Annotated in this window: 19 protein-coding genes and 2 tRNA genes; 10 read left to right on the top strand and 11 right to left on the bottom strand. The window is 68.7% G+C overall.

Annotated elements, in window-relative coordinates; all coding sequences use genetic code 11:
* Positions 1-234: 234 nt before the first annotated feature.
* The 3 genes from rpmB to ACFV2O_RS10000 all read left to right on the top strand — a co-directional run bounded on the left by rpmB (position 235) and on the right by ACFV2O_RS10000 (position 1,922).
* Complete coding sequence (rpmB, locus tag ACFV2O_RS09990) at positions 235-426, top strand: 50S ribosomal protein L28 (RefSeq protein WP_039799620.1); 192 nt, start codon at positions 235-237, stop codon at positions 424-426.
* A gap of 88 nt (positions 427-514) precedes the next feature.
* Positions 515-1,054 (top strand): GNAT family N-acetyltransferase, encoded by a 540-nt coding sequence (locus ACFV2O_RS09995; protein ID WP_379251514.1) that lies wholly within the window; start codon positions 515-517, stop codon positions 1,052-1,054.
* A gap of 79 nt (positions 1,055-1,133) precedes the next feature.
* Positions 1,134-1,922 carry an enoyl-CoA hydratase/isomerase family protein gene (locus ACFV2O_RS10000; protein ID WP_379251515.1) on the top strand — a complete coding sequence of 263 codons (789 nt, stop codon included), beginning with the start codon at positions 1,134-1,136 and terminating at the stop codon, positions 1,920-1,922.
* 1 nt (position 1,923) lies between these two features.
* Here ACFV2O_RS10000 and ACFV2O_RS10005 read toward each other — a convergent pair whose 3' ends face one another.
* The 4 genes from ACFV2O_RS10005 to thiL are packed head-to-tail and all read right to left on the bottom strand — an operon-like array spanning position 1,924 to position 4,998.
* Positions 1,924-2,787, bottom strand: a complete 864-nt coding sequence (locus tag ACFV2O_RS10005) for an alpha/beta fold hydrolase (RefSeq protein ID WP_379251516.1) — start codon at positions 2,785-2,787, stop codon at positions 1,924-1,926.
* Positions 2,788-2,846: 59 nt separating this feature from the next.
* A complete protein-coding gene (locus tag ACFV2O_RS10010) occupies positions 2,847-3,086 on the bottom strand; it encodes a hypothetical protein (RefSeq protein WP_355069814.1) in 240 nt (79 codons plus the stop codon).
* 50 nt (positions 3,087-3,136) lie between these two features.
* A complete protein-coding gene (locus tag ACFV2O_RS10015) occupies positions 3,137-3,820 on the bottom strand; it encodes a uracil-DNA glycosylase (protein ID WP_355070973.1) in 684 nt (227 codons plus the stop codon).
* Positions 3,821-3,831: 11 nt separating this feature from the next.
* Positions 3,832-4,998 carry a thiamine-phosphate kinase gene (gene thiL, locus ACFV2O_RS10020; protein ID WP_379251517.1) on the bottom strand — a complete coding sequence of 389 codons (1,167 nt, stop codon included), beginning with the start codon at positions 4,996-4,998 and terminating at the stop codon, positions 3,832-3,834.
* A gap of 153 nt (positions 4,999-5,151) precedes the next feature.
* On the opposite strand from thiL, the gene ACFV2O_RS10025 reads away from it, so the two are divergent.
* Positions 5,152-5,919, top strand: a complete 768-nt coding sequence (locus ACFV2O_RS10025; protein ID WP_379251518.1) for a DUF3515 domain-containing protein — start codon at positions 5,152-5,154, stop codon at positions 5,917-5,919.
* 52 nt (positions 5,920-5,971) lie between these two features.
* On the opposite strand, the gene ACFV2O_RS10030 is transcribed toward ACFV2O_RS10025, so the two are convergent.
* Together ACFV2O_RS10030 and ACFV2O_RS10035 are read right to left on the bottom strand one after the other, a co-directional pair.
* On the bottom strand, positions 5,972-7,075 hold the full coding sequence (locus ACFV2O_RS10030; RefSeq protein WP_379251519.1) for a D-alanine--D-alanine ligase family protein: 1,104 nt from the start codon (positions 7,073-7,075) through the stop codon (positions 5,972-5,974).
* A 76-nt stretch (positions 7,076-7,151) separates the two neighbouring features.
* On the bottom strand, positions 7,152-8,147 hold the full coding sequence (locus ACFV2O_RS10035) for an NAD(P)H-dependent glycerol-3-phosphate dehydrogenase (protein WP_355069808.1): 996 nt from the start codon (positions 8,145-8,147) through the stop codon (positions 7,152-7,154).
* Between the two features lie 31 nt (positions 8,148-8,178).
* Between ACFV2O_RS10035 and cofC the strand changes: the two genes are divergently transcribed.
* The 3 genes from cofC to ACFV2O_RS10050 all read left to right on the top strand — a co-directional run bounded on the left by cofC (position 8,179) and on the right by ACFV2O_RS10050 (position 12,067).
* On the top strand, positions 8,179-8,862 hold the full coding sequence (gene cofC / locus ACFV2O_RS10040) for a 2-phospho-L-lactate guanylyltransferase (RefSeq protein WP_355069806.1): 684 nt from the start codon (positions 8,179-8,181) through the stop codon (positions 8,860-8,862).
* Positions 8,863-8,933: 71 nt separating this feature from the next.
* Positions 8,934-11,105 carry an RNA degradosome polyphosphate kinase gene (locus ACFV2O_RS10045; RefSeq protein ID WP_355069805.1) on the top strand — a complete coding sequence of 724 codons (2,172 nt, stop codon included), beginning with the start codon at positions 8,934-8,936 and terminating at the stop codon, positions 11,103-11,105.
* Positions 11,102-12,067, top strand: a complete 966-nt coding sequence (locus ACFV2O_RS10050) for an NUDIX domain-containing protein (protein ID WP_379251520.1) — start codon at positions 11,102-11,104, stop codon at positions 12,065-12,067. Before ACFV2O_RS10045 ends, ACFV2O_RS10050 begins: the two co-directional genes overlap by 4 nt.
* Before the next feature lie 184 nt (positions 12,068-12,251).
* Here ACFV2O_RS10050 and ACFV2O_RS10055 read toward each other — a convergent pair whose 3' ends face one another.
* The 3 genes from ACFV2O_RS10055 to leuC all read right to left on the bottom strand — a co-directional run bounded on the left by ACFV2O_RS10055 (position 12,252) and on the right by leuC (position 15,131).
* Complete coding sequence (locus ACFV2O_RS10055; RefSeq protein ID WP_039799597.1) at positions 12,252-12,905, bottom strand: HU family DNA-binding protein; 654 nt, start codon at positions 12,903-12,905, stop codon at positions 12,252-12,254.
* Between the two features lie 156 nt (positions 12,906-13,061).
* On the bottom strand, positions 13,062-13,670 hold the full coding sequence (leuD, locus tag ACFV2O_RS10060; protein WP_356961237.1) for a 3-isopropylmalate dehydratase small subunit: 609 nt from the start codon (positions 13,668-13,670) through the stop codon (positions 13,062-13,064).
* A gap of 39 nt (positions 13,671-13,709) precedes the next feature.
* The gene (gene leuC, locus ACFV2O_RS10065; RefSeq protein ID WP_379251521.1) at positions 13,710-15,131 is read right to left on the bottom strand and encodes a 3-isopropylmalate dehydratase large subunit; all 1,422 of its coding nucleotides are present in this window, start codon (positions 15,129-15,131) and stop codon (positions 13,710-13,712) included.
* A 155-nt stretch (positions 15,132-15,286) separates the two neighbouring features.
* Here leuC and ACFV2O_RS10070 point away from each other — a divergent pair, with 155 nt between their 5' ends.
* The 3 genes from ACFV2O_RS10070 to ACFV2O_RS10080 all read left to right on the top strand — a co-directional run bounded on the left by ACFV2O_RS10070 (position 15,287) and on the right by ACFV2O_RS10080 (position 16,853).
* Entirely contained in the window at positions 15,287-15,988 is a 702-nt protein-coding gene (locus ACFV2O_RS10070) for an IclR family transcriptional regulator (RefSeq protein WP_355069799.1), read from the top strand.
* Positions 15,989-16,021: 33 nt separating this feature from the next.
* A complete protein-coding gene (locus ACFV2O_RS10075) occupies positions 16,022-16,522 on the top strand; it encodes a PPOX class F420-dependent oxidoreductase (RefSeq protein WP_379251522.1) in 501 nt (166 codons plus the stop codon).
* A 151-nt stretch (positions 16,523-16,673) separates the two neighbouring features.
* Complete coding sequence (locus ACFV2O_RS10080; RefSeq protein WP_355069796.1) at positions 16,674-16,853, top strand: DUF5302 domain-containing protein; 180 nt, start codon at positions 16,674-16,676, stop codon at positions 16,851-16,853.
* 832 nt (positions 16,854-17,685) lie between these two features.
* Here the strand turns inward: ACFV2O_RS10080 and ACFV2O_RS10085 are convergent.
* A tRNA-Glu gene (locus tag ACFV2O_RS10085) sits at positions 17,686-17,758 on the bottom strand.
* A gap of 146 nt (positions 17,759-17,904) precedes the next feature.
* Positions 17,905-17,976, bottom strand: a tRNA-Gln gene (locus tag ACFV2O_RS10090).
* Positions 17,977-17,989 lie beyond the last annotated feature (13 nt).

A 17,989-nucleotide genomic window follows, 5' to 3' on the forward strand; every position in this document is an offset into this window, starting at 1 on the left:
CGGTAAGACCGCGTCATTAGAATGGATATGCCCGGCGACCGATCCGGCACTCGTTCACGGGGACCGGTTTGGTGGATCGAAGGCAGCACAGCTACCCTTGCAGGGTTGCCTCGCGCGGCCGTCACCGGTCTGCGCTGGTCGGCTCTCCGCTGACAGGGCACTCGACATTGCACGAGGATGCGCCGCACCGCGAAAGCGGCGGTCCCCACCATTGACATGAAGGAGTTCGCGACTATGGCTGCCGTCTGCGACGTCTGCGCCAAGGGCCCCGGCTTCGGGAAGTCGGTCTCGCACTCGCACCGGCGCACCAACCGTCGTTGGAACCCGAACATCCAGACCGTTCGCGCGCAGGTCGCCCCGGGCAACACCCGCCGGATGAACGTGTGCACCTCTTGCCTGAAGGCGGGCAAGGTCGCCCGCGGCTGATCCGCCCTCGGGCTGACCGGCATCGTCGGTACACGCCCCGGCACCCGTATCGGGTGGTCCGGGGCGTTGTCATGAGTGCGGGCCGCGCATGGCCGCTGTGACCGAGCGTCCGTGGCGGGTCCAGCCGCTGACCGCCGAGTACGTCTACAGCCTCGCCGAATGCCACATCGCCTGCTGGCGCGAGGCGTACCGGGGGCTGGTGCCCGCGCACGTGCTCGACGCCTTCGATATCGGACGACGGGCCGAGCAGTGGGAGCGCGACCGGCTGCGCTATCCGGGCCGCACGCACGTCGCGATCGTCGATGACGTGGTGATCGGATTCTCCAGCGCGGGCGCGCCCGACTACCCGGACGCGGTGACCCCGATCGAACTGCACGCGCTCTACGTGCGCTCCTCCTGGCACGGCAGCGGGGTCGCCGACGACCTGATCCGCGCCGCGCTCGAGCCGGCCGCTCCGTGCTCGCTGTGGGTGTTCGAGCAGAATGCGCGTGCCAAGGCGTTCTACCGGCGGCATGGGTTCGTGCTCGACGGCACGCGCAAGGTCGAACCGTTCACCGCCGCGATCGAGGTGCGCATGGTGCGCACGCCGACGATGCACGCCGAGTCGGTGTCGGACGACGGCCCCTAGAGGTAACCTCGCCCTCGCTCCGGTTGCCGTGCGGACTACCGAGGGACTGCGTCCGGCCGCGCCCGTTAAGGTGCAGATCATGACCACCAGCGAGCAAACCGGCTACGTGACGACCGTCGACGGCGTCCTCCAGATCACCATCGCCACCTCCGCCAACGGCACGTCCATGGACTTCGCGGGGATCAACGCGGGCACCGCCGCACTGGGTTCGCTGGGGTCCGAGGTGGGCGCGGTGCTGCTGCGCGGCACCGGCGCGAACTTCTGCGCCGGCGGCGACGTGCGCGGCTTCGCCGCGGCGCAGGACCGCTCCGCGCACATCCGCGGTCTGGCCACCGATCTGCACGATTTCGTCCGCGCGCTGGACGCGACCACGGTGCCGGTGGTCGCGGCGGTGCAGGGCTGGGCCGCAGGCGCGGGCATGAGCCTGGTCTGCCTGGCCGACATAGCCCTCGGCGGGCCCGGCACCAAACTGCGCCCGGCCTATCCCGGCATCGGACTGAGCCCCGACGGAGGCATGTCCTGGACGCTGCCGCGCATCGTGGGGCAGGGACGGGCGCGCGAAATCCTGCTCACCGACGCCGTCCTCGACGCCGACGAGGCAGTGCGCCTCGGCGTGCTGAGCAGGCTGGTCCCCGACGGCGAGATCGCCGAGGAGGCGCAGCGCCTCGCACGCACTCTGGCCACCGGACCGCGTTCTACCCACGCGAGCATCAAGTCGCTGTTGCGGCAGTCGGGCACCGCGACGCTGAGCGATCAACTCGACAGCGAGCGCGACGGTATCGCCGCTGCCGCGGGCTCCGCCGCCGGACGCGAGGGCGTCGACGCGTTCGTCGCGAAACGCAAACCCGACTACGCCGGACTCGCCTGAATCACTCCCGGGTGGAGAGCACGAATTTCGCCACCGCGTCGGTGAACGAGTCGTTGTCGTCACCGGCCGCGGTGTGCGCCGCGCCGCCGATCTCGACCAGCTGGGCGTGCGGCACCAGCCGCTGGAACGCTTCGGCTCCTTCGGCGCTGACCACGTCCGAGCGCATGCCGCGCACCAGCAGCACCGGGATGCGCAGCGCCCGCGCCGCGTCCTCCATCGGCTCGATCATCGCGGACGGGTCCTCGACCCGATCACTGAGCATGTCCGGATCCCAGTGCCAGTACCAGCGGCCGTCGCGCTCACGCAGATTGCGCAGCAGTCCCTCGGGGCTCTTCGGCCGCGGGCGGTGCGGCAGGTATTCGGCGACCGCGTCGGCGGCCTGTTCGAGGCTGTCGAAACCGTCGCGATGCTTGCCGAGGAAGTCGATCACCCGGGCGACGCCTTCCGGCTCGGGCCGGGTCACGATGTCGACGAGCACCAAGGCGCTGATCGCATCCCCGCCGGGCCGCGCGGTGGCGAGCAGACCGGTGATTCCCCCCATGCTGGCCCCGACGACCACCGCGGGCTCGCCCAGCTGTTCGAGCACGAGCAGCAGGTCGTCCACCATGGTCTGGCGCCGATAGTCGCGATCCGGCGCCCACTCGCTGTCGCCGTGGCCGCGGGCGTCCACCGTGACCACCCGCATTCCCGACGCGCCGAGCCGGGCGCCGGTCTTCTTCCACGAATGGCGGGTTTGCCCGCCACCGTGCAGGAAGACGACGAGCGGGCCGTCGACCGGTCCGAACTGATCGGCGGCCAGCTCGATTCCGCCCGAACCGCGCAGCCACAGCCGGGACGGTTCGAGAAGATAGTTCGCATTACTCACGATCCGTAGGATCGCACAAACGCCGGGACGCGCTGGCGCGAACCCGGCGTTTCGAGTGTTCAGCAGGCGAGGTTGCCCGCGAAGAACAGGCACGCGATCTTGGCGTTGAACGACGCGGAGATGGTGGAGGAACCGCTGGAGGTGTATTCCTCGGCGACCGGGGCCGTGGTGGTCTCCGTGGCCGGCTCGAGCCGCAGCGGCGCCGCGCTCGCGACGGCGGCGCCACTGCTCAGAGCGGCGCAGAAGGCCAGGGTCGCGGTGGTACCGCGCAGCGCGCCCCGGACGGTGTTGTTGTGCATGGAACAGCTCCTCACTCGTTAACTCGGTCGATCACACACAGACGCCCAACTCAGGGCAGGCGCCAGTCAACCGGTTCGGCCCCCAGTTCGTCGAGCAGTTCGTTCACTCGCGAGAAGGGGCGGGAACCGAAGAACCCGCGGGACGCCGACAGCGGCGACGGATGCGCGGACTCGATGTAGGGCACCTCGGACTCGGTCAGCAACGGCTTGAGCGTCGCCGCGTCGCGGCCCCACAGGATCGCGACCAACGGCTCGTCCCTGGCGACCAAGGCGCGGATCGCCTGCTCGGTGACCGCCTCCCACCCCTTGCCGCGGTGCGAGGCAGGCTTGCCGGGCGACACAGTGAGCACTCGGTTCAACATCAGCACACCCTGGTCCGACCACGGGCTCAGATCGCCACAGGACGGCGTCGGGTGACCGAGATCCTTGCTGTATTCGGCGAAGATATTGGCCAAGCTGCGCGGGATCGGCGAAACATCCGGCGCCACGGAGAAACTCAGCCCCATCGGGTGACCGGGCGTCGGATACGGATCCTGGCCGACGACCAGCACGCGCACCGCGTCGAACGGACGCTGGAAGGCCCGCAGCACGTTGTCACCGGACGGTAGGTAGCCACGGCCTTCCGCGTTCTCGGCACGAAGGAAATCGCCCATGGCGGTAATCCGATCCGCCACCGGCTCGAGTGCCTTCGCCCATCCCGGATCCATGATTTCCGACAGTGGTTTCGCGCCCATGACCGCACAACTTAGCGTGACCGGCCGTCGGATGACGAGTCCGCCCCACGGAACGATTCCCACCCGACGTCGCCGGTCTGCGCCACACCGTCGACGGTGAGCCCGCGACCGGCCAGAACCCGCCCGATCGCGACCCATCCAGGGGGAAGCGCGCCGTCCGGCGCCCAGGTGCCCGCGAAGGCATGGTCCTCTCCGCCGGTCAGAATCCATTGCGCCGCATCGGCATCCAGGCGGGCGGCGATCGGTTCCAGCGCAGGGTCGCGCAGGGCGGCCGAATCCAGATCGATGGCCACGCCCGAGGCCGACGCGATGTGCCCCAGATCCGCGAGCAGTCCGTCAGACACGTCGGTCAGCGCGTGCAGGCCGATGTCGGGCGCTCCGGTTCCGAAGTCCTCGTCGAGCGTGACCGGTCCGGACGACTCGATGGCCGAGGTCCCGAAGGAGCCAGGCGCTCCCGAATCGAGGCGTGCGGTCGCGGGATCTTCGGCAGTTACCTCGGATGTGGTTTCGGTTCGGGACGAGACGGGCTGCACCTCAGACGGATTCGACCCTCCGTATCGCCCGCGCCGCAGCGCGTCCAACACGAGCGCGTACGGCGGCCGCGGAACGCGATGCGCGGCAAGCGCTTCCGCGACCTCCGGTCCGGTCGCTCCGGCGGTGAAGGCGGCCAGTCCCGCGGCCGACCAGCCGAGGCGGCCCGCCACCGCGACGACATCGCCCACGCGGGCACCCGCTCGGGTGACCGGCGCGCCGCGGCCCGGATCACCGAAGGCGGTGACGGAGACGACCAGTTCGCGGCTGCGGACCAGGTCGCCGCCCGCGATGGACGCGCCCGCCCTGGCGGCCTCGGCCCACATGCCGTCCGCGAGTCCGTCGATCACCTCGAGCGGGGTGTCGGCCGGGCAGCCGAGCGCGACGACGAACGCGGTCGGCGTCGCCCCCATGGCGACCACGTCGGCGGCGTTCTGCGCGATCGCCTTGCGGCCGACGTCCTCGGGGCTGGACCAGTCCAGCCGGAAGTGCCGGTCCTGCACGAGCATGTCGGTGGTCACCACGAAACGGCCGTCCGGCGCCGCGACCAGCGCCGCGTCGTCACCGGGGCCGAGCAGCACACCCGGCGCCTGGACGCGACCCGCGTTGATGCGCTCGATCAGCGCGAACTCGCCCAGTTCACGCACTGTCCTCGGGGCACTGCTGGCGCTGATGACCGATCCTTCCCGGCGCGCTGCTTGCTGGAATGAGCCCGACGGTACCCTTTCGGGGGGCACTCGAGTACCAACGGCCCTGCGGCGCGGCAGCGACGACGCGCGTAGCGGAAAGGATCGGTGAGCATGGCGGCGGATTCGTCGGACCGTGATTCGGCGGAGCCCGAACACGAACGCACCGATGCCACGGATCCCGGGAGCGCCCCGAAGGAACCCGCGGCGACGGACAATGCGTCCGATCGCCCACAAGCCGCCGACTCCGACGCGCGGACCACGCCTTCCTTGTCGAAGAGCGGGGACAGCGCGAACGCGGATACCGATACCGGCGAGCCGGACAGCCGCCCCGCGTCGTCCCCGGCACACCAGTACCCGCCCGCGCTCATCGCGACCGCCGTGGCGCTTCCGGTCGTGCTGGTCGTCGCGGTGCTCGTCGCCGCCGTGCTCGCGCACCGCGCGCCCGTCGAGCGCGAACCGCTGGTGCTCGGCCCTGTCCCGGCTCCGGCGGCGGAGGGCCCGGCCTGCGCCGCCCTGCTGCCCGCCTTGCCCGCGGACCTGGGTGATTTCACGAAATCGACGCTGGTCGAGCCCGCTCCGCCCGCCACACGCGCATGGCAGCGCGCCGACGGCGGCGACGCGATCGTGCTGCGCTGCGGGCTGGATCGCCCGTTGGAATTCAATCGCGCCTCGCCGCTGCAGATCGTGAACGGCGTGCAGTGGTTCGAGGTCCGCGACCAGGCCGCCAAGGCGAGCACGTGGTTCGCCGTCGACCGTGGGACCTATGTCGCCCTCACCGTCCCCGACGGCTCCGGTCCGACGCCGCTGCAAGAAGTCTCCGACACCATCACCGCCAACCTCCCGGCCCAGCCGATCGACCCGGGACCGCTGCCCAACTGACTCCGAGTAGTCGCGCGCCGATCACCTGGGGCGCACCCGACGACGGCAGGCTCTAACGCAACCCGGTGCCGCGAACGAGCGCGGTCTCGATGAGCGTGGAGACGAGTGCGGCATAGTCGATGCCGGTGGCCTCCCACATGCGCGGATACATGGAGATGGCGGTGAATCCCGGCATCGTGTTGATCTCGTTGATCACCGGCCCCTGCTCGGTGACGAAGAAATCGACCCGCGCCAGTCCTTGGCAGTCGAGAGCCTGGAAGGCACGCACGGCCAATTCCCGGATCCGGTCGGACACCTCGTCGTCCAGTTTCGCGGGAACGTCGAATTCGCAGACGTCGTCGAGGTACTTCGTGTCGAAGTCGTAGAACGCGGGTCCGTCGACGGTGACGCCGGTCTCCGGCATCCGGATCTCCGCCACCACGCTCGCCGCGACCCGGCCGTCCGGGTATTCCAGGACCCCGCACTCCACCTCGCGCCCGACGATGCCCGCTTCGACGATCACCTTCGGATCGTGCGCGCGCGCCACGGCGATGGCCGCGTCCAGCTCGTTCCAGTCGGTGACCCGGGTGATGCCGATCGATGAGCCGCCGCGGGCCGGTTTGACGAACACGGGCAGACCCAGGCGCAGCCGGTCTTCCTCGGTGACCGTCGCGGTGCCGGGCCGCAACACCACCTGCGTGCCGATCGGCAGCCCCTCCGCCGCGAGCAGTTTCTTGGTGAACTCCTTGTCCATGCCCGCGGCGCTGGCCAGCACGCCGGGGCCGACGTAGGGAATTCCGGCGAGTTCCAGCATCCCTTGCAAGGTGCCGTCCTCGCCGAACGGTCCGTGCAGGATCGGGAACACCACATCGACCGAGCCGAGCGCCGCCCTGGGATCGTCGAGCGCGATCAGCGCCCCGGGGCGGCTGGGGTCCGCGGCCAGGGTCAATGCCGTGCCGGTGGCGTCCACCGACGGCAGTGCGCGATCGTGAATGCCGAGCGCGGCCACCTCCGAACCGCCGAGCACCCAGCGGCCTTCCGTGGTGATGCCGATCGGCACGACCTCGTACTTCTCCTGATCCAGGTGGCGAAGCACGCTACCGGCCGATACGCAGGACACGGCGTGCTCGTTACTGCGCCCGCCGAACACCACAGCCACCCTGATCCGGTTCGTCATGCCCCGAACCGTACCCGTTTCGATGCGCACTCCCACCGCTGACCGTCCCGGACACTCCCGCCGGGGCGGAGCGGGCTCACTCGGGCTTCATCCGCCGCCCGAGCAGGTTGCCGACGGCTTCGCGCACGGAGAGCCCTTCGTGACAGACCTGGTGCACCGCGGTGGTCAGCGGCATCTCGACGCCGTGCCGCTCGGCCAGCGCGCGCACCGATGTGCAGGACTTCACACCCTCGGCGACCTGGCCATGAGTGGCCGACTGGGCAGCGTCCATGGATCCGCCCGCGCCGAGCACGTGCCCGAACGACCGGTTGCGCGACAACGGGGAGGTACAGGTGGCGACCAGGTCTCCGACGCCGGCCAGACCCGCGAGCGTCACCGGCTCCGCGCCGAGGGCCACCCCGAGCCGGATGATCTCGGCGAGACCGCGGGTGATCAGGCTGGCGATCGAGTTGTCGCCGAGTCCCATTCCCGACGCGATGCCGCAGGCGAGCGCGATGACGTTCTTGCACGCGCCGCCGATCTCGCAGCCGACCACGTCGGTGTTGGTGTAGGGACGGAAGTATCCGGTCGCGCAGGCGTGCTGCACCGCCACCGCGCGATCGTTGTCCGAGCAGGCGACCACGGTCGCGGCAGGCTGGCCCACCGCGATCTCGCGCGCCAGGTTCGGTCCGGACAGCACCGCGATCCGGCTCGGATCGGCCCCGGTGACCTCCTCGATCACCTGGCTCATCCGCAGCAGCGTCCTGGTCTCGATGCCTTTCGCCAGACTCAGCAGCGTGGCGTCGCCCGGGATCAACCCCTTCCACTCCGCGAGGTTGGCCCGCAGCGACTGCGACGGCACCGCCAGCACGACGATGTCCGCTCCGTCCAGCGCCACCGCCGGGTCGTGGGTGGCCGCGACCGGCGGCAGCGGAATATCCGACAGGTAATCGGGATTGCGATGTTCGGAGGCCAGCGTCGCGGCGACCTCGGGCCGCCGGGCCCAGATCGTGACCTCGGTTCCCGCGTCCGCCAACACCTTCGCGAACGCGGTGCCCCACGATCCCGCGCCCAGCACTGCCGCCCTCGTCATCAGCCCAATATGCCATGGAAGGATTGCTCGCATGCGCCCGCACGCCGTGCATGCCGTGATCGCGGTCAAGAGCCTCGATCAGGCCAAGAGCCGACTGGCCGACCGGCTGCGCCCGGAGCACCGGGCCCGGTTGGTGTTGGCCATGCTCGCCGACACCGTGACCGCCACCGCGGCGGTCGGCGAGGTCGTATCGGTCACCGTGGTCACGCCCGACCCCGCCGTCGCGGACCTGGCCCGCACGTTGGGCGCGGAAGTCCATCCGGAACCGCGTCAGCGGCACGCCGACGGGCTGAACACCGCGCTCGCCGCCACCGCCGCCGCGTTGCGCGGCGCGCACGGCCCGATCGATCTGCTCGCTTTGCAGGCGGATCTGCCCGCGCTGCGCCCGGAAGAACTGTCGGACATGCTCGCCGCCGCCCCGCGCGGGTTGCGCTCGATCGTGATCGATCACGAGGGCAGCGGCACCGCCGCGCTCGTGGTTCGCGACCCGGTCGCCGCGCTCGATCCCCGTTTCGGTCCCGGGTCGGCACGCAGCCATATCGACGCGGGCGCGGTCGATCTCACCGGGGACTGGCCGGGCCTGCGCTTGGACGTCGACACCCCCGCCGATCTGGACCGCGCGGTGGCACTCGGGGCCGGAAACGCGACGCGTGCTGTCCTGCACGACATCGGCTGGCCGGGCGGCGTTCACGAACACGTTCCACACGTGTGCTAGCCGGTCGCCATGGTGGCGTGAGACACATGACGATCACGGTCGCGGGATGCACACGACCTCTCCGGTAGGGGATGATCGGTGACGTGAGCGATACGGAAACCGTCAAGCAGCAGCCGTTGCTTCCCACGCCACCCCCAGCGGCGACACCCCTGTCCGCCGACTCGTCGGCGGCGCGGTTGCCACGCGATCGCTACCTCAATCGCGAATTGAGCTGGCTGGACTTCAACGCCCGCGTGCTCGCCCTCGCCGAGGACGAGTCGCTGCCGTTGCTGGAGCGTGCGAAGTTCCTGGCGATCTTCGCGTCCAATCTCGACGAGTTCTACATGGTGCGGGTGGCCGGGCTGAAACGCCGCGCCGAGACCGGCCTGCTGGTGCGCTCGGCCGACGGCCGCTCCCCCGGCGAGCAGTTGGAACTGATCGCCGCGCGCACCCAGGAGATCGCGGTGCGGCATGCCCGCGTCTTCCTCGACAGCGTGCTGCCCGCGTTGACCGCCGAGGGCATCGCGATCATCGACTGGAGCGACCTGGACGAGGACGAACGCAGTCGCCTTTCGGGTTACTTCCAGGATCAGGTCTTCCCGGTCCTCACCCCGCTCGCGGTCGACCCGGCGCACCCCTTCCCCTACATCAGCGGGCTGAGTCTCAACCTCGCGGTGACGGTAAAGGATTCCGCGACCGGCGGCGAGCACTTCGCCCGCGTCAAGGTCCCCGACAACGTCGACCGGTTCGTCCGCGTGCGCCGCACCGACTCCGGCTCCCCGATCGCGGCTTTCCTGCCGATGGAAGCGCTCATCGCCGCGCACCTGGACCTTTTGTTCCCCGGCATGGAGGTGGTCGAGCACCACTCGTTCCGGATCACCCGCAACGCGGACTTCGAAGTCGACGAGGATCGCGACGAGGACCTGCTCCAGGCGCTGGAGCGGGAACTGGCCCGGCGGCGGTTCGGTTCGCCGGTGCGACTAGAGGTGTCCGACGACATGACCGAGCACATGCTCGATCTGCTCCTACGCGAGTTGGACGTCGACCCCGACGACGTCATCCAGGTGCCCGGCCTGCTCGACCTGTCCTGCCTCTGGCAGGTGTACGGCGTCGACCGGCCGAATCTGAAGGACACTCCGTACGTTCCCGCGACCCCGCCCGCGTTCGGCGAGCGCGAGACGCCGCGCAACGTCTTCGCCGCGCTGCGCGAGGGTGACGTGCTGGTGCACCATCCGTACGACTCGTTCTCCACCAGCGTGCAGCGGTTCATCGAACAGGCCGCCGCCGACCCGCAGGTGCTCGCTATCAAGCAGACGCTGTACCGCACCTCCGGTGACTCCCCGATCGTCAACGCGCTCATCGACGCCGCCGAGGCGGGCAAGCAGGTGGTCGCCCTGGTCGAGATCAAGGCGCGCTTCGACGAGCAGGCGAACATCAAATGGGCCCGCGCGCTGGAACAGGCCGGCGTGCACGTGGTGTACGGCCTCATCGGCCTGAAGACCCACTGCAAGACCTGCCTGGTGGTGCGCCGCGAGGGCGCCACCATCCGGCGCTACTGCCACATCGGCACCGGCAACTACAACCCGAAGACCGCGCGCCTCTACGAGGATGTCGGATTGCTCACCGCCGCACCCGAAATCGGCGCCGACCTGACCGACCTGTTCAATTCGCTGACCGGTTACTCGCGGAAAGAGAACTACCGCAATCTGCTCGTCGCCCCGCACAGCGTGCGCTCCGGCATCATCGAGCGCATCCAGCGCGAGACCGATCTGGCGGGTGAGGGTAAGGACGCCCGAATCCGGCTGAAGGCCAACGCCATCGTCGACGAGGAGGTCATCGACGCGCTGTACCGGGCCTCCCAGGCGGGCGTGCCGGTACAGATCGTGGTGCGCGGCATCTGCGGCCTGCGCCCCGGTGTGCCAGGGATGAGCGAGAACGTCGAGGTCCGCTCGATCCTCGGCCGGTTCCTCGAGCATTCCCGCATCCTGCACTTCCAGGCGCAGGACGAGTACTGGATCGGTAGCGCCGACATGATGCACCGCAACCTCGATCGCCGGGTCGAGGTGATGGCGCAGGTGAAGGATCCGCGGTTGACCGAACAACTCGGCGGAGTCTTCGACTCGGCTCTGTCGCCGACCACGCGCTGCTGGGTGCTGCAACCGGACGGCACGTGGCAGGCGTCGCCGGGCGTGTCCGGCGACGGGGACAAGATCAGAGACCATCAGGAGTTCTTGATGCGGCTGCGGAGGCCAGATCAGCAGTGAACGCCAAAACGGGGTTCGAACAAGAGGGGGGCCCGTTCTGGGATCCCCGCGTCACCGCCAATATCCACGCCGCCGGAGCGGTGCTGTGGCGCGAGTCGTCCTCGGGTGCGATCGAGATCGCGATCGTCCACCGCCCCAAGTACGAGGACTGGTCGCTGCCGAAGGGCAAACTCGACCCGGGCGAGACCCCGGTGCTGGCCGCGGTCCGCGAAGTCCGGGAGGAAACCGGGCTGGAGAGCAGGCTCGGCCGCTACCTCGGCCACGTGACCTACCCGATCCCCGGCCACCGCAAGCTGAAGCGGGTCGACTATTGGGCCGCCGAACAGGTGGGCGGGGAGTTCACCGTCAACTCCGAGGTGGACGTGCTCAGCTGGCATCCGCTGGATCGGGTGATGGACCAACTGTCGTATCCGATGGACCGGCAGGTGGTGCGCGCCTTCACCCGGCTGCCCGCGCGCACCGACACTCTGCTGTTGGTGCGGCATGCCAAAGCAGGCCGCAGGGACCGCTTCAACGGTCCCGACGAGCAGCGTCCGCTCGACCGCGAGGGCGAGGCGCAGGCACAGGCGCTCACGCCGAACCTCTTGGCGTTCGGCGCATCTGAGGTCTATTCGGCTCCACCACTGCGTTGCGTGCAGTCCGTGGCGCCGTTGGCGGAGAAACTCGGTGTCGAAATCATCGAGGAGCCATTGCTTTCCGAGACCGGGTACGCCGAAAACCCGGACGACGCCCGGGAACGTTTTCGAGCCCTGGTGTCGGACAAAGCCATTCGTGTCGTCTGCAGTCAGGGCAAGGTGATCCCCGATCTGCTGGGATGGCTGGCCGAACGCGATGGAATCGCGCTGCCGTCGGCGCGCAATCGCAAGGGCAGTGTGTGGGTGCTGTCGTTCGTCGGCCATCGCTTGGTGGCCGCCGACCATCTGGATCGATCGCTGTCAGCCTACGTGGTGCGGTCGGATTAGACCGGCAGCTCCCGCGTCACCGCGCGGGTCGGCGGGCGCCGAGTGGCGGCCACGGCCGTGAGGTTCTCGGTAGGCGGACAGCCGAAAACGGCCCCGGGTGTCTCCCGGGGCCGTCTCGACGTTGAGGCGAATGGGCCCAGTCGTGGGGCCACGCATTCAGCGCCGATCCGGCGGTGGCTCGAGATCAGCGGGTTCCGCGAGTCGAGGCCTTCTTGGCCGCGGTCTTCTTCGCGGTGGTCTTCTTGGCGGCAGCGGTGGTGGTCTTCTTGGCCGCCGTGGCCTTGGTGGCCGTCTTCTTGGCCGGAGCCTTCTTCGCGACCGCGGTCTTCTTCGCGGGCGCCTTCTTCGCAGCGGTCTTCGTAGCGGTCGTCTTGCGCGCGGTGGTCTTCGCCGGAGCCTTGGCGGCGGCCTTGCGGGCCGTCGTCTTGGCGGGCGCCTTGGTCGGCGTCGACTTCTTGGCGGCGGTCTTCTTGGCCGCCGTCTTCTTCGCCGCCGCCTTCTTCGCCGACACCGGCGCATTCACCCCGCGCTTGACGGCGGGCCCGGTCGCGGCCAGTTTCTGCTTACCCGCGATCACCGCCTTGAACTGAGCGCCGGGACGGAACGCGGGCACCGAAGTGGGCTTGACCTTCACGGTTTCGCCGGTACGCGGGTTCCGCGCGACGCGAGCCGCACGCTTACGCTGTTCGAACACACCGAATCCGGTGATAGTGACGCTCTGACCCTTGTGCACCGCGCGCACGATGGTGTCGACCACATGCTCGACTGCCGCGGTGGCCGTGCGCCTGTCCGTACCCAACTTTTCGGTCAGAACGTCGATCAGTTCCGCCTTGTTCATTGAATCCTCCGCAGACTAATGGCCCGTCGTCGGACCGACTAGGTACCACGGTAAACCCACTTTGGGCAAGAGTCTATGTGCCACGCCAAAATTCATGTGGTTTAGCACACGTCCAGCTACCGCAACTCCGGGTGTCCAGCTAACCGGCGGGGGTGATTACGTCTGCGAAATATGTGCAGGCAGGGTAGTGGGTTTCCATGTTGGCCTTGCCTTTTCGAACCGGGCGATCGCGTCCTCCCGGCGCAGCGTCAGGCCGATGTCATCCAATCCTTCCAGCAGACGCCACCTGGTGTAGTCATCAATATCGAACGGCAACACGACGGTTCCGGCCGTCACCGTGCGCGCCTCGAGGTCCACAACCAATTCCAAGCCGGGCTGTTCCTCGAGCAACTTCCAGAGCATTTCGACATCGTTCTGTGACATCTGAGCGGCGACCAGACCGCCCTTGCCCGCATTGCCGCGGAAGATGTCGGCGAACCGGGATGAGATGACCACCCGAAAGCCGTAGTCCGACAGCGCCCAAACGGCGTGCTCACGCGACGATCCCGTACCGAAATCCGGACCCGCCACCAAGACACTACCCCTGTTGTAAGGCGCGATGTTCAGAATGAAGTCGGGATCGGTGCGCCATGCGGCGAACAACCCGTCCTCGAATCCGGTCCGCGTCACCCGCTTGAGGTAGACCGCCGGGATGATCTGATCGGTATCGACATTGGAGCGGCGCAGCGGCACCCCGATGCCCTTGTGCACAGTGAAGGCTTCCATAACGAATCTCCTGGGTTTGATTGAGGGAATCGGGGCCGGTCAGTCCAGATCCGCAGGCGATGACAGAGTTCCACGGACCGCCGTCGCGGCCGCTACGAGGGGAGAAACGAGGTGCGTACGGCCGCCTTTGCCCTGTCTGCCCTCGAAGTTGCGGTTCGAGGTGGACGCGCAACGCTGGCCTGGCTCGAGCTGGTCCGGATTCATTCCCAGGCACATTGAGCAGCCGGCTTGCCGCCATTCGGCGCCCGCCGCAGTGAAAATCTCCCCGAGTCCTTCTTTTTCCGCCTGTGCGCGAACCCGCATCGAGCCCGGTACAACCAGCATTCGCACGCCGTCGGCGACATGACGTCCCTTCAAAATCCCGGCCACCGCACGCAAATCTTCAATGCGTCCGTTGGTGCACGAGCCGACGAATACGGTGTCGATCGGCACTTGTCGAAGCGGAGTACCCGGCTCCAAGTCCATGTAACGCAGAGCTTTCTCCGCGGACTCGCGAGCCACCTCGTCGGCGATGGCGGCGGGGTCGGGCACCGCCTCGCCCAGCGGGGCGCCTTGACCCGGGTTGGTGCCCCAGGTGACGAACGGAGTCAGCTCGGAGGCGTCGATGTGCACCTCGGCGTCGAAAACAGCGCCCTCGTCGGTCTTCAGCGCCTCCCAGGCGGCCACCGCGGCGTCCCAATCGGCTCCCTGCGGCGCGTGCGGCCGTCCTTTGAGGAATTCGTAGGTGGTCTCGTCCGGCGCGATCATGCCTGCCCGCGCGCCCGCTTCGATGGACATGTTGCAGATCGTCATTCGGGCCTCCATCGACATGGCCCGGATGGCCTCGCCGCGGTACTCCAGGACGTAGCCCTGTCCGCCGCCGGTGCCGATCTTCGCGATGACGGCCAGGATCAGGTCCTTGCTCGTCACGCCGGGCGGCATGGCGCCGTCCACCGTGATCGCCATCGTCTTGAACGGGCGCAGCGAGAGGGTCTGGGTGGCAAGCACATGCTCCACCTCGGAGGTGCCGATGCCCATCGCCAGCGCCCCGAACGCGCCGTGCGTCGAGGTGTGGCTGTCGCCGCAGACCACGGTCGTGCCCGGCTGGGTCAGGCCCAGCTGCGGCCCGACCACGTGCACGATGCCCTGGTCCAGGTCGCCCATCGGGTGCAGCCGCACACCGAATTCCGCGCAGTTGCGCCGCAGCGTCTCCACCTGGGTGCGCGAAATCGGGTCGGCGATCGGCTTGTCGATATCGATCGTCGGAACGTTGTGGTCCTCGGTCGCGATCGTGAGATCGGGCCGTCGCACCGGCCTGCCCGCCGCGCGCAGTCCGTCGAAGGCCTGCGGGCTGGTCACCTCGTGGACGAGATGCAGGTCGATGTAGATCAGGTCCGGTTCGCGCGAGGCACCCTCGCCCTCCCCGCGAGCGACGACGTGCTGGTCCCATACCTTCTCGGCCAGCGTGCGCGGTTCGGCCATTGTCGATCACCTTTCGGACGAAGCAGCCGTTCCGCGATCTGGACTCCGACGCGGCGACGGTTGCACAAGTTGGGATAGCTGCGCCTGGTCCGAACGCCGAGAGGAAGGATCCATGGAGGTGGATTTCTCAACATCCGAGACGCTAGTATCGTTCTATGAGACAGCATAGCGGCATCGGCGTCCTCGACAAAGCAGTGGCGGTCCTGTACGCCGTAGCCGAGCATCCGTCGGGTCTCAACGAGCTGTGCGCGCGCACCGGTCTGCCCCGCGCCACCGCACACCGTCTCGCCGTCGGCTTGGAAGTGCATCGCCTGCTCGCGCGCGACAGCAACGGCACCTGGCGGCCGGGGCCGGCCCTCGCCGAGCTCGCGACCAGCGCGAACGATCCACTGCTCGAGGCCGCGTCGGCCATCCTCCCCCGGCTGCGCGAGATCACCGGCGAGAGCGTCCAGCTGTACTGCCGCGACGGCAACGCCCGCGTCTGCGTCGCGGCGCTGGAACCTCCCGTCGGACTGCGCGACACCGTGCCGATCGGGGCGCGGCTGCCGCTCACCGCGGGGTCGGCGGCCAAAGTACTGCTGGCGTGGGCCGACCCGGAACTGCAGCGCACCATCCTGGCCGACGCGGTGTTCGGCGAACGCGCGCTGGCCGAAGTGCGCAAGCGCGGGTGGGCGCAGAGCGCGGCCGAGCGTGCGGCAGGCGTGGCCAGCGTCTCCGCGCCGGTGCGCGACGCGGGCGGCGCCGTGGTCGCGGCCGTTTCGGTGTCGGGGCCGATCGATCGGATGGGCCGCAGGCCGGGCGCGCGGTGGGCGGCGGATCTGGTCGCGGCGGCCGAGGCGCTGCACAAGCGCCTGTAACCTGTTTCAGTCCGGACTCTCTAGAGTTGCCCCATGGGAGTCAATCAACGGGCACAGATCGTGATGTCCGACACCGAGATCACCGAGTTCCTGCAGCGCAGCCGGATCGCGACGCTGGCGACCATCGGACCGAAGGGCACGCCGCACCTGACCGCGATGTGGTACGCGCTCATCGACGGCGAGATCTGGTTCGAGACCAAGGCCAAATCGCAGAAGGCGGTGAATCTGCGCCGCGATCCTCGGGTCACCTGCATGGTCGAGGCGGGCGACACCTACGACCAACTCCGGGGCGTCTCGATCGAGGGCCGCGCCGAGATCATCGATGACGCCGAGAAACTCTTCGCCGTCGGCGTGAGCGTATGGGAGCGCTACACCGGCCCCTACAACGAAGAATTGCGCCCGATGGTCGAAGCCATGCTGAACAAGCGGGTCGCCGTGCGCGTCGTGCCGGAGCGCACGCGCAGCTGGGATCATCGCAAGCTCGGCCTTCCGGCGATACCGCTGGGCGGCAGTACCGCGCAGGCACTCGACTGACCGGCCCGAACGCGATCGGGCCGCGCGACGCGCGCGAAATCCAACTGACACAACCGCCTCGCACGGGCTAGCGTCGGGTGTTCGACAGCAATCGGCCGGGCACCGCCGCCCGCGAGGACGCGGCGCGCGGCCGCGACGACGAGGAGCAGCGATGGCGGATTCGGGTAAGTCCAACGGCGCCGACGAGGTGAAGCGCAAGTTCCGGGAAGCACTGGAGCGCAAGAACCAGCAGAACGCCCGCGCGGCCGACCACCTCGACGGACGGTCGAAGGCGTCCTCGGCGCACTCCGCGGTCGGCCACAAGCGGGAATTCCGGCGCAAGAGCGGATAGTCCGCACAGTCGGCGAAAGTCCTCCAGCAAGATCGCTGGAGGGCCTTTCTTTTGCCGCTCTCCCCCGCGACCGGCGCGGCCCGGCGGCCGATTTGCGTCCGTCCCCCGCGACCGGCGCGGCCCGGCGGCCGATTTGCGTCCGTCCGCTGCCACCGGCGCAGCCGGGCCGCTCATTTGCCCCCATCTCCCGCGAACGGCTCGGCTGGACTGCCGGACTCACCGGGACGGCTCGAAAAGTCCCACACCCGGAAGACCCGGCACGGGCAATTCGGCGCCACCACCGCACTGCCCGATCCTGCCGGTGGGCGATCCTGACCGTCCGCACAGGCGGCTCCGACGCTCTCTGCCGTGCGATCCGGGTCATCGCCGGATCGAGACTCGGGCCGACTGCCGCAGCATGCGAATCGGTCCACACGAGCACGTCGCATGGGATGCCGCGCTGCCTTCGATGACTCGGCGGGGTTCCCACGGTGGGACGGGTCCATAGCTGGTACCCGCCGAATACCTGGATCATGGCCCCTTCATACGGAGCCCGAAAGCGCCGACGGAGTCCAGCGCGAACCCGATCGGCCGAGAGTGAGATACGGCACAGTCAGTAGTTCCGGCGAGGTACCACCGAAGACAGGCCGAGCTTCCGAAGGGATCCGCCGCCCGGCTAGGCCCGGATCCGCCACTGACCACACCACCGGACCACGACCATCCAGGCGGGGCGAAGCCCTCGCCGAGTGTCCGGGGCCGAAGCCCTCCGGGCGCGGGGTGGGGGTTGCATCCCCACAAGACACTGCGAAACGAGAAAGGCCCATGCTCCATGAGCATGGGCCTTCCATTCGTGTAGCCCCGACGGGATTCGAACCCGCGCTACCGCCTTGAGAGGGCGGCGTCCTAGGCCGCTAGACGACGGGGCCAGGACTGCTTCTCACTGTCGCGAGGAGCGCCGTGGTTGATCTTTCGATCAGGAGGCTCGGCTAGTTTATCTGGCCGAGGCCCGGCGACCAAATCGCCAGGTGCTGAGGGATTTCGGCCGCGAACCGAAGTCTTACAACACACTCCGCTGGGGTACCAGGACTCGAACCTAGAATGGCTGAACCAGAATCAGCTGTGTTGCCAATTACACCATACCCCAATGACCAGGTCGT

This window comes from Nocardia sp. NPDC059691 (assembly GCF_042733915.1).
Lineage (GTDB): Bacteria > Actinomycetota > Actinomycetes > Mycobacteriales > Mycobacteriaceae > Nocardia > Nocardia sichangensis.